The organism is Thiopseudomonas alkaliphila, assembly GCF_001267175.1.
In the GTDB taxonomy this organism is placed as follows: domain Bacteria; phylum Pseudomonadota; class Gammaproteobacteria; order Pseudomonadales; family Pseudomonadaceae; genus Oblitimonas; species Oblitimonas alkaliphila.
On sequence record NZ_CP012358.1, the window covers coordinates 812958 to 827974 of the forward strand.

At 47.8% G+C, this 15017-nt stretch carries 13 protein-coding genes and 1 tRNA gene; 1 reads left to right on the plus strand and 13 read right to left on the minus strand.

Annotated features, from left to right (window positions below; all coding sequences use genetic code 11):
- Positions 1–107: 107 nt before the first annotated feature.
- The 10 genes from AKN87_RS03910 to uvrB form a co-directional block, all read right to left on the minus strand.
- Positions 108–431, minus strand: a complete 324-nt coding sequence (locus tag AKN87_RS03910) for a Na+/H+ antiporter subunit G (protein WP_053101878.1) — start codon at positions 429–431, stop codon at positions 108–110.
- 21 nt (positions 432–452) lie between these two features.
- Positions 453–722 (minus strand): K+/H+ antiporter subunit F, encoded by a 270-nt coding sequence (locus AKN87_RS03915; RefSeq protein ID WP_053099740.1) that lies wholly within the window; start codon positions 720–722, stop codon positions 453–455.
- The gene (locus tag AKN87_RS03920; protein ID WP_053102541.1) at positions 707–1216 is read right to left on the minus strand and encodes a Na+/H+ antiporter subunit E; all 510 of its coding nucleotides are present in this window, start codon (positions 1214–1216) and stop codon (positions 707–709) included. The genes AKN87_RS03915 and AKN87_RS03920 overlap by 16 nt, the downstream gene beginning before the upstream one ends.
- Positions 1213–2709: a monovalent cation/H+ antiporter subunit D gene (locus AKN87_RS03925; RefSeq protein ID WP_053102542.1), complete on the minus strand. Its 1497-nt coding sequence runs from the start codon at positions 2707–2709 to the stop codon at positions 1213–1215. The genes AKN87_RS03920 and AKN87_RS03925 overlap by 4 nt, the downstream gene beginning before the upstream one ends.
- Positions 2706–3047 carry a Na+/H+ antiporter subunit C gene (locus AKN87_RS03930; RefSeq protein ID WP_053099743.1) on the minus strand — a complete coding sequence of 114 codons (342 nt, stop codon included), beginning with the start codon at positions 3045–3047 and terminating at the stop codon, positions 2706–2708. Before AKN87_RS03930 ends, AKN87_RS03925 begins: the two co-directional genes overlap by 4 nt.
- A 2-nt stretch (positions 3048–3049) precedes the next feature.
- A complete protein-coding gene (locus tag AKN87_RS03935; protein ID WP_053102543.1) occupies positions 3050–5836 on the minus strand; it encodes a monovalent cation/H+ antiporter subunit A in 2787 nt (928 codons plus the stop codon).
- 230 nt (positions 5837–6066) lie between these two features.
- A complete protein-coding gene (locus tag AKN87_RS03940) occupies positions 6067–7026 on the minus strand; it encodes a quinone oxidoreductase family protein (protein WP_053102544.1) in 960 nt (319 codons plus the stop codon).
- 224 nt (positions 7027–7250) lie between these two features.
- Positions 7251–7598, minus strand: coding sequence for a DUF4377 domain-containing protein (locus AKN87_RS03945; protein ID WP_053102545.1), 348 nt, complete (start codon positions 7596–7598; stop codon positions 7251–7253).
- Positions 7599–8250: 652 nt separating this feature from the next.
- Positions 8251–8338: transfer RNA gene (locus AKN87_RS03950), tRNA-Leu, on the minus strand.
- Positions 8339–8493: 155 nt separating this feature from the next.
- Positions 8494–10515: an excinuclease ABC subunit UvrB gene (gene uvrB / locus AKN87_RS03955; protein ID WP_053102546.1), complete on the minus strand. Its 2022-nt coding sequence runs from the start codon at positions 10513–10515 to the stop codon at positions 8494–8496.
- Positions 10516–10672: 157 nt separating this feature from the next.
- Here uvrB and AKN87_RS03960 point away from each other — a divergent pair, with 157 nt between their 5' ends.
- Positions 10673–11869, plus strand: coding sequence for an amino acid aminotransferase (locus AKN87_RS03960; protein ID WP_053102547.1), 1197 nt, complete (start codon positions 10673–10675; stop codon positions 11867–11869).
- A gap of 73 nt (positions 11870–11942) precedes the next feature.
- Here the strand turns inward: AKN87_RS03960 and AKN87_RS03965 are convergent, their stop codons facing one another.
- The 3 genes from AKN87_RS03965 to AKN87_RS03975 are packed head-to-tail and all read right to left on the minus strand — an operon-like array spanning position 11943 to position 15013.
- Positions 11943–12656 carry an ABC transporter ATP-binding protein gene (locus AKN87_RS03965; RefSeq protein ID WP_053102548.1) on the minus strand — a complete coding sequence of 238 codons (714 nt, stop codon included), beginning with the start codon at positions 12654–12656 and terminating at the stop codon, positions 11943–11945.
- Positions 12649–13866, minus strand: coding sequence for an ABC transporter permease (locus tag AKN87_RS03970; protein ID WP_053102549.1), 1218 nt, complete (start codon positions 13864–13866; stop codon positions 12649–12651). Before AKN87_RS03970 ends, AKN87_RS03965 begins: the two co-directional genes overlap by 8 nt.
- On the minus strand, positions 13853–15013 hold the full coding sequence (locus AKN87_RS03975; protein WP_053102550.1) for an efflux RND transporter periplasmic adaptor subunit: 1161 nt from the start codon (positions 15011–15013) through the stop codon (positions 13853–13855). The genes AKN87_RS03970 and AKN87_RS03975 overlap by 14 nt, the downstream gene beginning before the upstream one ends.
- Positions 15014–15017 lie beyond the last annotated feature (4 nt).

Here is a 15017-nt window from a genome sequence, read left to right on the forward strand (position 1 = left end):
TAGCTACAAAAGAACATGCCTTATAACCGAAGCTATAAGGCATGTAGATGAATACTAAACCACGGAGTAATCGGGCGTAACCCGCCCTACTTAACGAGTATTTGAGTTTATTGGGAATCTTTCTTAAAGGTTTTGACGCGCTGCTGCACAGCAGCTTTCGCCAACATATAGGCGGATACTGGGGCACTGATCATAAGAAATAAGGTAATGAGTAACTCATGAATCTGTAATCCAACGCTATCTTCTTGAGCATTAAAGTACAGCATTGAGGCCAGCAGTACGCAACCGACGCCTAGTGTAGTAGCTTTGGCAGGTCCGTGTAAACGCATATGAAAATCTGGCAGACGAAAAAGGCCCAAAGAACCGATTAATGCAATCAAGCTCCCGCTTAGTAGTAAGGCTGCGACCAGCAGCTCTAAATAAAAATCAATCATTGCTCTACACCTTTTAGCCTAATCAATAATATCGCCGCGCAGTAAGTATTTACACAACGCCACAGTGCTCACAAAGCCAAACAAAGCAATTAAGAGTGCGGCCTCAAAAAATAATCGGCTGCTAAGCCAGACCCCAAAAATAATTAACAGCGCCAAGGCATTAATATACAAAGTATCCAGCGCCAAAATACGATCCACCGTATCAGGGCCTTTCAACAAGCGCACCATATTAAGCAACAAGCTGATGCCAAACAGCACCATACAAATAAAAATCACTTTACTGAGCATGGAAATACCTGCATAAGTGGGGCTTCATAGCGCTGCTTAATTTCCTCAATTAAGGCTTGATCATCGGTGCAGTGCAGCGCATGCACCAACATAATTTTGCGCCGCCGATCAACACTCGCGGCCACTGTGCCTGGAGCTAAAGAAATGGCACTGGCCAACATAAAGATCGCCAGCTCATTTTCAACGTCATAGGGTAACTCAACAAAACTGGGGTCCAATTCTTTCATTGAACCTAAAATCAGCTTAGCTACATCAAAGTTAGCTTTGATGATATCGACCAACATATGCATAGCAAACACACACAGTTGTGACCAACTATGAATCCGCACTAGGTTAGGCCACCAACCATCGGTTAACCACGGAATCAAGAGCCCCAGAAAAGCTCCAAACAACCAGTGTCCAACCGAAGTAAAATCATTAACTAACAATAACCAAACTAGGGTTAAACCGAGCGTTGCTAAAGGATGAGCAAACCAACGACGCTTATGACTCATGGCGTTACTCCTTCTAGAACCACGCGGTAATTACCCTCGACTAGCTGCTGGGCAGTCAATGTAAAATACTCAGTCATTGGATCAGCACAAACCACCAGTACAAGGCTGGCTGACAAGGCCAATAACGCCACCAGCTGAGCGACACGATCGACTTGCTGCACCTTAACTGCTGCTACGTTACTACGCCAGAACAGTTGACTACCGGCTCGAGATAACGCAATCACTGCGAGTAACCCACCAACCAGCAACACCGGCCAGAGCCAAAGCGCTTGCTTAAATGGTGTAGCGCTGAGTAACAAAATCTTACCGACAAAGCCTGAAAATGGTGGCAATCCAGCAATTGAAATCGCCCCGACAAAAAACATCAAGCCTAGGGTACGGGCATTATCCATCAGTGGGCCACGCTGTAATAAGTCGGCTTTCTCGCCACGCTGGCTAATAATTAAGCCAGCCAATAAAAATAAGCCGGCACTGACTAAGGTACTGTGAATCAGGTAAAACAAGGTGGCGGCAATGACTTCAACACTGGCCATAGCAAAACCAGCCAAAATAGTACCTACCGACAACAACACTAAATAGGCAATTAACGTATTTAACCGCAACGCAGAAAAAGCGCCAATGGCTCCCACTAGCAAGGTCAGCAAACCCAGCACCCAAAATGCGTCTAAACCTAAGCCCTGAGACTGTGCAGCTTGCGCACCAAAAACCAAGGTGCTAAAACGCAAAATCGCATACAGCCCGACCTTGGTCATAATCGCAAATAACGCTGCGACTGAAGCCGTCGCGCTGGCATAGGCTTTGGGCAACCAAAAGTGCAGGGGTAAAAACGCTGCTTTTAGCCCAAACACAATAAATAACAATAAGCCCGCCGCATTTAACAAATAACGCTTATCCCCTTCGGCTACAGCCACAGCCTGGGCTAAATCCACCATATTTAAAGTGCCTGCAATGCCATAAAACACACCGGCAGCAATTAAAAATAAGGAAGAGCCTATTAAGTTCAAAATCACATAGTGTGTGGCCGATTGCACCTGTTCTTTACTGCGACCATGGAGCAAGAGCGCGTAGGAGGCAATCAGTAAAATTTCAAAAAATACAAACAGGTTAAATAAATCGCCAGTTAAAAAGGCACCATAGATCCCAGCTAACTGAAACTGAAAAAGCGGATGAAAGTACTCACCCTTTTGATCATCACCGCGCAGCGCATACAGCAAAGTGATAGCTGCCAACACCGCTGTGAGTAGCACCATTACTGCACTTAAGCGATCAAGCAATAAAATAATGCCAAAAGGCGCCGACCAATTACCGAGCGCATAGTATTGAATTTCACCACTGGCAGCCTGGATTAACAGATAGATAGCCACCGGCAGCATCGCTAAGGTTGCCAGTAAGGAAATTAACTGCGCCGTACGTTGCTGTAAACGTCCCAACAGCATTAAGGCTGCCCCAGTGAACAGCGGTAAAATAACGGGCACCACCAAGGTATGCATCATAAGGACGGCTCCTTCTGCTCAGGCTTGCCATCGACATGGTCACTGCCCAAGTCGGTTTGCCCACGTAGCGCTAATACCAAAACAAAAGCGGTCATGGCAAAGCCAATCACAATCGCCGTCAAAACCAATGCCTGAGGAATAGGATCCGTGTAACTGCTCCCCGAACCAATTACTGCCGGCTGGCCCGTCACTAAACGGCCCATGGAAAACAGCATAATATTGACTGCATAGGAAAAAAGCGTCAGGCCAAGAGCAACAGGAAAGGTGCGGGCCCGTAAAATCAGATAAATCCCGCAAGCGGCTAACACGCCGATTACGCTTGCTAATAACAGCTCCATAATTAGAGTTCCTCCTCAGATGAGTACCCTAGGCGGCCGACACTACTTAAAATTAGCAAGGTGCCCCCCACCACAGTGCAATACACGCCAAAGTCAAAGGCCATGGCCGAGGCAAGCTCTACCTCACCCACGAGTGGAATATTGAAATGGCCAAAGGTTGAAGTTAAGAACGGGTAACCCAAGAACCAACTCGCTAAACCAGTCACTCCAGCAATCAGCACACCGGCCCCGGCTAAGCGTACAGCACTGAATGGCAAACGCTCCATTACCCATCGTTGACCATAAGCAACCTGCAGCAACACTAAGGCCACAGATGTCACTAAGCCTGCCACAAAACCGCCACCTGGCTCGTTATGTCCACGTAAGAAAATATATACTGAGACTAACAGCGCCAAGGGTAAGGTAAAACGCGCCAGCACCTGCAACATCAGTGGCCGAGTTTCTGGTGACCAAGGGTTACCTGCAGGATCCAAGCTGGCTCGTGGTAAACGTAATCCTTGCAGTAATGCAGCGATCGCAATCGCCGTAATGGCTAATACACTAATTTCGCCCAAGGTATCAAAACCACGGAAATCAACTAAAATCACGTTCACTACGTTAGTCCCACCACCGCCGCTAACACTGTTGGCGAGGTAATACTCAGCAATACTGCTGAAATCGCGGGTCAGCACGGCATACATCAGCACACCAATTAACGTACCGCCAGCGACAGCAATCACAAAATCACGCGTGCGTTGCAAGCTACTGGACTCTACCGGCGTTTTATCCGGTAAAAAATACAGTACCAACAGCATCAGCAAGATGGTGACGACCTCAACCACTAGCTGAGTTAACGCAAGATCGGGCGCAGAAAAACGAGCAAATAACATCGCGGCCAATAGTCCAACCACACTCAACATCAGCAACGACAATAAGCGTTGTCGATGGTAGTACACGGTTAATAACCCTGCAGCGGCCATCACCAATAGTCCTAAACCCGTTAGCGGATCAATCACACTTAACGGAATATCACCCGTCATACGACTTAAAGGGGTCAGCGCCCAAGCTGTGACTACTATTCCAGCAATCAACATCCAGCTGGCGTAACGCTGTAATGAGCCATTTTCAAAGATTTGCATAATGCGCAAGGTCATCCGTCGCAGGCGAATAATACTGCGCTCAAACATCACCCGTGCGTTCATTGGCGGTAAGCCGTCATACCAGCGAAATAAAGGCGCACGTAAAGCGTAGACCAAGATTCCACCCAACAAGGCTAAAAAGCTCATTAACAGCGGCATATTAAAGCCATGCCAAATGGCCAAGTCATAAGCTGGCAAGCTATGGCCTAAGCTAGCGCCAGCAGCGCTGGCTAATAATGAGGCAACGGTAAAGGCTGGAACCATACCCACCAATAGGCATAAGAAAGCCAACACCTCAACCGGTACTCGCATATAGCGTGGCGGCTCATGGGGTGGAAACTTAGGTAAATTAATCGGCTCGCCATTGAAAAAGACATCATGGATAAAGCGCAGCGAGTAAGACACAGAAAACACGCCGGCTAAGGTGGCCATAGCAGGAATCAGCCAACTAAAACTACCCAGTAAGTGTTGGTGTAAAGTTTCTGAGAAAAACATTTCTTTACTTAAGAAACCATTAAGTAACGGCACCCCCGCCATGGCTGACGAAGCAACCATCGCCAGCACGGCGGTATGCGGCATATATTTCCACAATCCATTAATCCGCCGCATATCACGGGTACCGGTTTCATGATCAATAATCCCGGCCGCCATAAACAACGAAGCCTTAAAGGTGGCATGGTTAATAATATGGAAAATAGCTGCGACTGGCGCCAAATCTGAGTCCAGCCCAAATAGCAGCGTAATCAATCCTAGGTGACTGATAGTGGAATAAGCCAACAAGCCCTTTAAGTCGTGCTGAAATAGTGCCGTTACCGCACCGACTAGCAAGGTGGCTAAACCAGTAAAGGTGACTAAATAAAACCACCACTCGGTGCCCGACAATACCGGATAAAGCCGCGCCAGCAAAAACACCCCAGCTTTGACCATGGTAGCTGAGTGCAAATAAGCGGAAACAGGCGTCGGCGCGGCCATTGCATGGGGCAACCAGAAATGAAACGGAAACTGCGCTGATTTAGTAAATACCCCTAGTAGCACTAACACCAAAGCCACTGGATATAAGACATGACTCTTTAATAAGTCACCGGCGGCCAGCACCTCAGACAATTCAAAACTGCCTACCACTCGCCCAATAATTAATACCCCAGCTAATAGGGCTAAACCACCGCCGCCAGTAACCGCCAATGCCATCCGCGCGCCTTGACGAGCATCGCGACGATAACTCCAAAAACCAATCAATAAGAATGAAGATAAACTGGTCAACTCCCAGAAAATCATCATTAATAGCAAGTTGCTGGCCAGCACCACACCAAGCATCGCGCCCATAAAGAGCAATAAAAAGGCAAAAAAGCGCCCGGCCTTTTCTTGCGCGGATAAATAGTAGCGCGCATATAAAATGACTAATAAGCCAATACCAAAAATTAGTAGGGCAAATAAGAAACTAAGTCCATCTAAGCGCAAGCTAATGTTTAGCCCTAACTGACTCACCCAGGGCACAAAATAGGTGAGTACTTCGCCTCCCAATACCGCCTGACTTTGCATCAGCAGTAAAATAAGGCCTAGCGCAGGCGCTAAGGCAACCCCAGCTGCTAATACATTGCGTGAGCGATTGGCCAACACTAGAGGAATAACAACCGCCAAAAAAGGCAATAAAACGAGTAGTGGTAGAACCATGGGGGCTCCTTTTTTATTGTTCTGCCGGACGAACAGGAAACACCCAGCTTGCTGAAAAACGTAATCGCGCGACAGTATAAAGAAGCAAATTCAAGATTGGCGCGCAAATTAACCGGAAATTGTAACAAAAACCCTCGGCGACTTTATTTACTGCGACATTTTGAATCAGAAGCTTAAACATCTAACGTCTAAAATGCTTAGCTAATCATTGAAGACCTACACTTCATCTATTACACCGTTAAGACAATTCGCGCCCCTGGTGCGGTCTCTGCTTGCCAAGCTTGTGCCACTGCCGATAAGGGATAACACTGATATTCTGCCTGAAACAATCCTTCGGCTGCCTGGGCAAACAACTGGGGTAACTCCTGCTGCTGATAAGCCCGTAACTGCTGCGCTGAAATACTACCAATACCCGAGCCAAGCAAACAAATAGGCTGACTACGTAAATAGCTGGAAGGCAGATTGAGCTCAACCCCAGCCATTTGCCCGATGGTAATTAAGTTAACTGGTTTTGGACAATGTTTAGCTAACACCTGCAACAGGTACTCTGTGGGTGCGCCCCATAAATAATCGATGATTTGCTCAATCGGTGTTTCTTGCTGCACTAACGTCAGCTGACGTAAAATTTCAGTTGGCGAGGCGCACAGGGAAATAATTACATCCGCACCTAACTGCTGCAAATACGCTAAAGATTCTGGGTTACGGCCAGTCACAATAATTCGACTAGCACCACGGTATTTTGCTGCCTGTACCGCCATCCGCCCCGATACGCCCGTTGCACCATTAATCAACACCACCTGCCCTGGCTGCATCTGTCCACGACAAAGCAAAGCTGCATCCGAACCCAATAAGGCATTAGGTAAAATCGCCGCCAACTCTGGCGATAAGCCCTCGGGCACCTGCACACAGTCGGCGGTATTCACTAGCGCATATTCAGCCATCATGCCGGTAATGCCCATCGCATATACTCGCCGCCCATCAGCTAACCGCCCCACCCCATCAACACCCACAGCGCAAGGAAACTGGTTATAAGCGGTGTAGTGCCTGCCACTGACTTTAAGCTTATCGAGCTGTTTAATACTGGCAGCCTCAACTCTAATCAACTGCTGCTCCGCAGTTTGCACCTCAGGCTTAGCCAAGGGCGCGTAACAAGGAGTCTGTCCTAACTGATTTAATACGGCGGCGTACATAGCGGTTCTCTGGTCATGGTTTATCAGCAAAATAGAGTACCAAGCTTAGCTGCAGAGCTGTAGCTAAAAGAAAAACAAATGAACTGTCTTGCGCATGCCTAAGTTTTCACCCAGAAAAAACCACATACCCACTACCCAAGCGAGCTTATTATATCGCGCCTACGGCTATTATTCGCTAAGATAATCATTTCAAACAATCAAGTAACACTATCATCACCACATAATTACAGCGACTTCGTTTTTTTATCAATTGAAATGAGAATGTAGCGCTTAGAAGATGCATCGGCAGGTGGATTCTCAACATCCTCTACTTTTACTTTTAGCTTATAACGATAACCAGGCTCGTAATTAAACCCCTGAATATTGCTATAAAAGTAAGTCCACTCTTGATTACTATCGTCTCGAACCTGCATGCACTTCATTGGAGCAACCCCAACGCAATCAACCAAGCTTTCCTTAACGTAAAGTGTTTTATGAATACCATCAGAGTTACGCGGATTATCCCCGCTAACCTGACAACCCGCCAAGCTCCCCAAAAGAGCCGCTGTAATAAATAGACTGCGCTTTACCATGTCATTTCCTAATAACTAAATTTGATCCCGCTAAGAACCTTCAGCCTGCACAGTTGTTCACGCTATAGCAAGAGCGCCCCATAAGCTTTCTATGGCTCCTAAAGTAGCACAGCAGACACCCGTTCTGAACGCTAAAGAATCACTAACAGCTATTAATTATCCTTGACTTATGCAACTCCTGAAAACACTTTTAGCTAACACAATTAGACCAGCTATCTAGCTAATCCCTGCCCTTTTATAAACTCACTACTTTAAAGCACACACTAGGATTATAGAACGCAATGAATCTTACCTAATGAGCTGAGAACACGTAACGGATGCTTACTTGATAAGTAAAAAGCCTAGTAAGTACGCAGTCACTTTACGTTGATATCCCATAGAAAATCGCAGGCGTCCCAACGTCTGCATTTTAATTGCTAGGCTTGTGCGCCAAAGCCGGCACTAATAAAACAGAAGGCAGCGATGGTATTTGAAAGCAAGGAATCAATTAAGATATGCCACCGCCACAATGACAGAAGCTTATATTTGGCGACAGAAAAGGTAAAAAAGTTACCTCAATCTGATAAAAGCGCGGAAATAAATTAAGCATAAAAAAACCCGCTTACAATGTAAGCGGGTTTTTAGAATCCGTTCAACTAACCATGTTAGTTGATGGTGCCCGGGGCCGGAATCGAACCGGCACGGTATCAAATACCGAGGGATTTTAAGTCCCTTGCGTCTACCTATTTCGCCACCCGGGCTATTCGTTTAGCTGCTGCTTTCGCTGCGTTGCTTTGGAATGCGAGGTACTATAGCGGTTTATTTTTTTCGTGCAAGCTTTTTTTTCAAAAAACTGCAATTATTTTCAAAAAAGGCTAAAACTGCTTATTTATTAAACAGTTAGCCTGAATTTTGATTAAATTTCGATCAACCTCTCTCGCAGTTGCTGAATTTGATCTCGCAGGTTAGCTGCCTGCTCAAACTCTAAGTTTTTAGCCGCAGCGTACATTTGCTCTTCTAAAGCAGCAATTTGTTTTACCAACTGAGCGGGTGTTTTTAAACTTTGCTGATACTCAGCTAAAGCTTCGGCTGCTTGATCCTGTTGTTTACGGCGATTGGCCCGTGATCCAGAACCTGGCACCACGGCCCCTTCAAGAATATCTTGAATATCACGCACCACCCCTTTGGGCACAATGCCATGTTCTTGGTTAAAGGCTAACTGCTTCTCTCGGCGGCGCTCCGTTTCACTAATGGCCCGCTCCATTGAGCCGGTTATACGGTCAGCATACAAAATCGCTTTACCATTTAAGTTACGCGCCGCGCGGCCAATGGTTTGAATTAACGAACGCTCCGAGCGTAAAAAGCCTTCCTTATCAGCATCCAAAATCGCCACTAATGACACTTCTGGCATATCCAAGCCTTCACGCAGTAAGTTAATTCCGACCAGCACATCAAACACGCCAAGACGTAAATCTCGAATAATCTCAACACGCTCAACCGTATCAATATCCGAGTGTAAATAACGCACTTTCACCCCATGTTCGGCGAGATAATCACTTAAATCTTCCGACATCCGCTTAGTTAAGGTAGTCACCAGCACCCGCTCGCCCAACGCCACTCGCTGATGGATTTGTGATAACAAATCATCCACTTGTGTAGTGGCGGGACGCACTTCAATTTCCGGATCGACCAATCCCGTAGGACGCACCACCTGCTCTACAACTTGCCCCGAATGTTCAGCCTCATAGGGCCCAGGCGTGGCAGAGACTAAAATAGCTTGGGGGCTAGCGGCTTCCCATTCATCAAAGCGCATCGGCCGGTTATCCAATGCTGAAGGTAAGCGAAATCCATAGTTGACCAAATTTTCTTTACGTGAACGGTCACCTTTATACATAGCACCAATTTGCGGTACCGAAACGTGCGACTCATCAATGACCATTAAGGCATCGTCTGGTAAATAATCGTACAGCGTCGGTGGTGGCGCACCTTGTGGCCGCCCTGATAAGTAACGGGAGTAGTTTTCAATTCCGGTGCAATACCCCAACTCTAAAATCATTTCGATATCAAAGCGGGTACGCTGCTCTAAACGCTGTGCCTCGACTAACTTATCTTCTGCTCGCAAATACTCAAGGCGCTGCTTTAACTCCAGCTTAATTTCCTCTACCGCTTCAAGTAATGTCTCACGCGGCGTCACGTAGTGTGATTTGGGATAAAAAGTAAAACGTGGCAACTTACGAAAAACTTCACCGGTCAGTGGATCAAAGGCTGAAATACTTTCCACTTCATCATCAAATAGCTCGATCCGCACCGCCTCTAGCTCAGATTCCGCTGGATAAATATCAATCACATCACCACGCACACGGAAGGTTGCGCGGGCAAAATCCACATCATTGCGGGTGTATTGCAAGCCTGCTAAACGCTTTAATAACTCTCGCTGATCTAAATGATCACCGCGATCGACATGCAGCACCATTTTCAAGTAGCTTTCAGGGCTACCTAAACCATAAATTGAAGAAACTGTAGCAACAATTATGGTATCGCGCCGTTCCAAAAGTGCTTTAGTGGCAGATAGGCGCATTTGCTCGATATGGTCGTTAATTGAGGCATCTTTTTCGATAAAGGTATCGGAAGCGGCGACATAAGCCTCGGGCTGATAATAATCGTAATAAGAGACAAAATACTCAACCGCATTATGTGGAAAAAACGACTTAAATTCGCCATACAACTGCGCTGCCAAGGTTTTGTTAGGCGCTAAAACAATGGTCGGGCGCTGCACCTGCGCAATCACATTAGCAATACTAAAGGTTTTACCTGAACCGGTTACCCCCAGTAAGGTTTGATGCGCTAAGCCTGCCTCTAACCCCGCCACTAATTGCTCAATCGCTTTAGGCTGATCGCCGGCTGGCTGAAACTTAGTGACTAACTGAAACTCTTGCATCTGATCCTCTCTTTTGCCTATGGATTGCCAAAAGTTCTCTGGCCTACTCGCATTCATAATTTTTACAGCGCTATAATAAGCGGTATTTTTCTCTGCGTCCTACCGGCGAGTCTGGTAGGCTAAGTTCTTCCACCCTAACTTGTCGAGCTACCCGAACATGAGTCTGTTCTCTGCCGTTGAGATGGCCCCCCGCGATCCGATTCTCGGTCTGAATGAAGCCTTTAATGCCGACCCACGTCCTAACAAAGTAAATTTAGGCGTAGGTGTTTACTACGATGAAAATGGCAAGATTCCTTTATTAAAAGCCGTTGCTGCTGCTGAGCAAGCACGCGCTGCTGCACATGCACCCCGTGGCTACCTGCCCATTGATGGGATCAATAGCTATGATCTGGCGGTGCAGAAACTATTATTTGGGAACGACTCACCCCTTATTCAAGCTAAACGCGTGATTACCACCCAAGCCATCGGTGGGACTGGCGCACTAAAAATTGGTGCCGACTTTTTACAACAACTGAGCCCCCAGTCTCAGGTGGCTATCAGTAATCCTAGCTGGGAAAACCACCGCGCACTCTTCACTGCCGCCGGCTTTCCGGTCAGCCAATACCGTTATTACGATGCCAGCAGCCACGGGGTAGACCGCGAAGGGATGCTGGACGATCTGCGCCAACTGCCTGAGCAGTCGATTATTGTGCTGCATGCCTGCTGCCACAACCCAACCGGAGTGGATCTAACCCTCGATGATTGGCAAGCAGTGATCGAGGTTCTGGCAGAAAAAAATCACATTCCCTTTTTAGATATTGCTTATCAAGGGTTTGCTGAAGGTATTGCTGAAGATGCAGCGGCCGTACGTTTATTTGCCGAAACCGATTTGACCTTCTTTGTTTCCAGTTCTTTTTCTAAGTCCTTTTCATTCTACGGTGAGCGCGTTGGTGCGCTATCGATTGTGACGGGTTCAGAAGAAGAAGCCAGCCGCGTACTCTCGCAAGTTAAACGTGTGATTCGCACCAATTACTCCAATCCCCCGACCCATGGTGCAACCATTGTCGGCAATGTACTGAACAATCCCGAGTGGCGCCAGCTCTGGGAAGATGAATTAGCTGCGATGCGTGGCCGAATCAGGCAAATGCGTGAACTGTTAGTGCAACAATTAGCGGCTAAGGGAGCTAAACGTGATTTTTCCTTTGTTGCTAAACAGCGCGGCATGTTCTCTTACTCAGGCTTAACCCCCGAACAAGTTGAGCGCCTGCGCCACGAGTTTGGCATCTATGCGGTCAGTAGTGGACGTATCTGTGTTGCTGCGCTCAACCTGCACAACATTGATGCGGTGACCGACGCCATTGTACAAGTGCTTTAAATCATCTTATACAACTAGGCCGCCAAGCTTATCAGTTGCACCAATAAAACCGCCTACGGGCGGTTTTATGCTGTTAACTCGTCAGCCCTAGCGAATCACCATCATAAATCACCTGCCCATCCTTTAACTGCACAGTCCGCGGACATTGCTGGGCAATGCTTAAATCATGGGTCACCACCACAATTGAACAGTCTAGCGTTTGATTTAAGCGCTTAAATAAGGCAAATACCTCTGCTGAGGTTTCACTGTCTAAGTTTCCCGTTGGTTCATCGGCCAAAAGTAATTTAGGTCGATTAATCAGCGCCCGGGCAATCGCCACCCGTTGCTGCTGACCACCGGATAACTGTAACGCCGAGCGCTGCAGCACATCGCCCAGCCCCACTTCGGCTAACAGCTGCTTGGCATACTCAAGGTGTGCAGGTTTAGGTTTACCTTGGCGCAGCATCACAGGCAACAGCACATTATCTAACACACTAAAGGCGCTCAGTAAGTGATGAAACTGAAACACAAAGCCAATCAGTTGATTACGTAACTGGGTTTTCTCGGCATCGCTGAGCCCGCTAACCGGCTGCTGCTGAATATACAGCTCGCCACTGCTGGCTTGATCTAACAGGCCCATAATATTGAGCAAGGTCGACTTGCCTGATCCCGACTGGCCAATTAAGGCCACTAACTCGCCTGGCATCAGTGTTAAATTGATCTGGCTTAATACTGGCTTAAGCAAAATGCCCTGGTTGAAACTTTTACTAATATCACTTAACTGTAAAATCGGTAGCGTCTTAGACATAACGTATTGCCTCTACTGGATTTAAGCGCGCTGCACGCCGTGCTGGCAACCAGGCCGCTAGCAAACCACTGAGCATCGCAATCCCGATACTGGCCGCTACTAATGAGCCAGTTAATCGCACGCTAAATAATTGCGTCCCCCACTGGTTAAACAAGCCAATTAGTCCTGCCGCTAACCCACTGCCTACTAGTGCGCCCAAGAATCCCAGCACGGTTCCTTGCACTAAGAATACCCGCAAGATTTGTTGCTGATAAGCACCCATTGCCCGCAAAATACCGATTTCTCGGGTGCGCTGGGCGACACTGACGGCCAATACACTGGCAATGCCAAACGCCACAGAAATGGCAATAAAAAATCGAATTAAGCCGGTGGCCATTCGCTGCGACGTTAAGGCATTTAAAATTTGGGTATTTTGCTGCATCCAGCTTTCCACCTGTAAACCGGTGATGCGCTGCAACTGCTGGGCTTGTTGCTGAGCGGAAAAAATTTCCGCAGTTTTCAATTCAATCCGTGTCACGCCACCAGGCAAGCTCTGAATCGCTTGGGTTTGCTTTAAATTAAGGTATAAATAACGGCTATCCAGCTCTTTGCTGCCCGCATTAAAAATCCCTGCGATAGTTAACAGGTGTAGCTGCTGATTAGTCCCTTCAAGACGTAGTTTATCGCCAACCTTAACCCCCAAGTCTTCAGCTAGCTGCTGACCAATCAGGGTATAACCTGAACCGACGGCTAGCTGTCCGGCAATTAAATACTGATCTAATGGCGTTACTTGGATATAGCGCGCCAAATCTATACCAATGGTGGTTACCGCAACCCGTGCTTTACCCCGCAGCACGATCGCCGGCCCAGCAATAATCGGCGACACTGCAGTCAAACCAGCGGTTTGCTCTAAGCGTTCAACCACCGCCTGCCAGTTATAAATTGTACGCAGACGTTTAGGCCGTAAACTTTCATCGGTAAATACCGTGCTGGCAGCGCTAGACGGTGGCTGATGATTGATTTCTTGAGGCATTTCCAAACTGATATGTGGCAAAGCACCAAGGGTCCGCTCGACAATATTGGCCTGTAGTCCGCCCATCAGTGCGCTAATAAAGATAATTACCGCGGTTCCTAGGGCAATTCCCAGACTAATGAGCAATGTCTGCTGGCGATTTTGTTTCAGAAAATGCCAGGCAATCAGCCGCTCAGTCCATAACTCATTGAGTGTCATAGCGCACTCGCTGCCCGGCGCGCAAAGAGGGCTGGGGAATCACCACCCGCTGCTTGGGGGCTAAACCTTTAACCACCTCAACCGACTGCTGATTAGCTAAACCTAACTCAATCACTTGCTTATGCAAGCGCTGCGCTGCATCCAATACCCAGACGAAAGGCTGGTGCTGATCCCAAGCCAGCAGCGCTCGATCCAGCACTACGGCCTGCTGACGCTGGGCCACCTGTAAAGTAACCGAGGCGGTCATACCGTGTTTGGGTGTGATGCTAGCGGGCAACTGCTGCAATTGAATATGGATATCCAAGGTGCCACGACTGGCATCTACTTGCGGCGCAATAAAGCTGACCTGCCCGGTGAGTAGCTGTTCCGGCCAAGCGTCAATAATCACGCTAGCTCGCTGCCCTAAGCTAACCGGCGCGCTGTACTGCTCATCAAGCGCCATGATCACCTCTAAACTGTCGGTATCGGCTAAAGTCAGCAAACGCTGGCCAGGCTGTATCACATCACCCTGCTCGACTTCTTTACTTAAAATGACGCCGCTAAAAGGGGCGGTAATCTGAGTTTTATCTACGCTGAGTTGCGCCGCCGCTACCTGCTCTTGCAGCCGCTTTAATTCGGCGCCCTGTAACGATAAATCTTGATTGGCCAGTCGCGCTTGTTGCTGTTGCTGCTGTAAACGCTGTAACTGCAAACGCGCCTGTTCGACCGCTTCTTGACTTAAAAATCCGCGCTTTGCTAAATCAAGTCGCCGATCCAATTCTCGTTGGGCTTGCTGGCGCTGCGCAGTTGCCTCAGTTAGCGCAGCTTGCAACTGTGGCTGGCGACTTTTTAAGGCCTGGGTTAATAGCGCCTGCGCTTGCTTGAGCGCATTGTCTGGCTGTTGGCGGTCCAGCGTAATCAACAACTGTTCAGCCTGCACTTGATCTCCCTCACGTACCTTCCGCGCAGTGACTATACCTGTGATTTCTGCTGCCACCTGATGCACTTGCTGATAGCGCAATTCGCCACTGGCTACCACGCGCTGCTCAATCGCTGTTAGCTCAGTGGTGATCAACTCCACCCGTGTCAGGCGATAATGCCAAATCAGCGCCACAGCAACCACTAAGCTTAAGACAAGTACTGCCCATGCAAAGCGTTTTTTGGCCATGGCT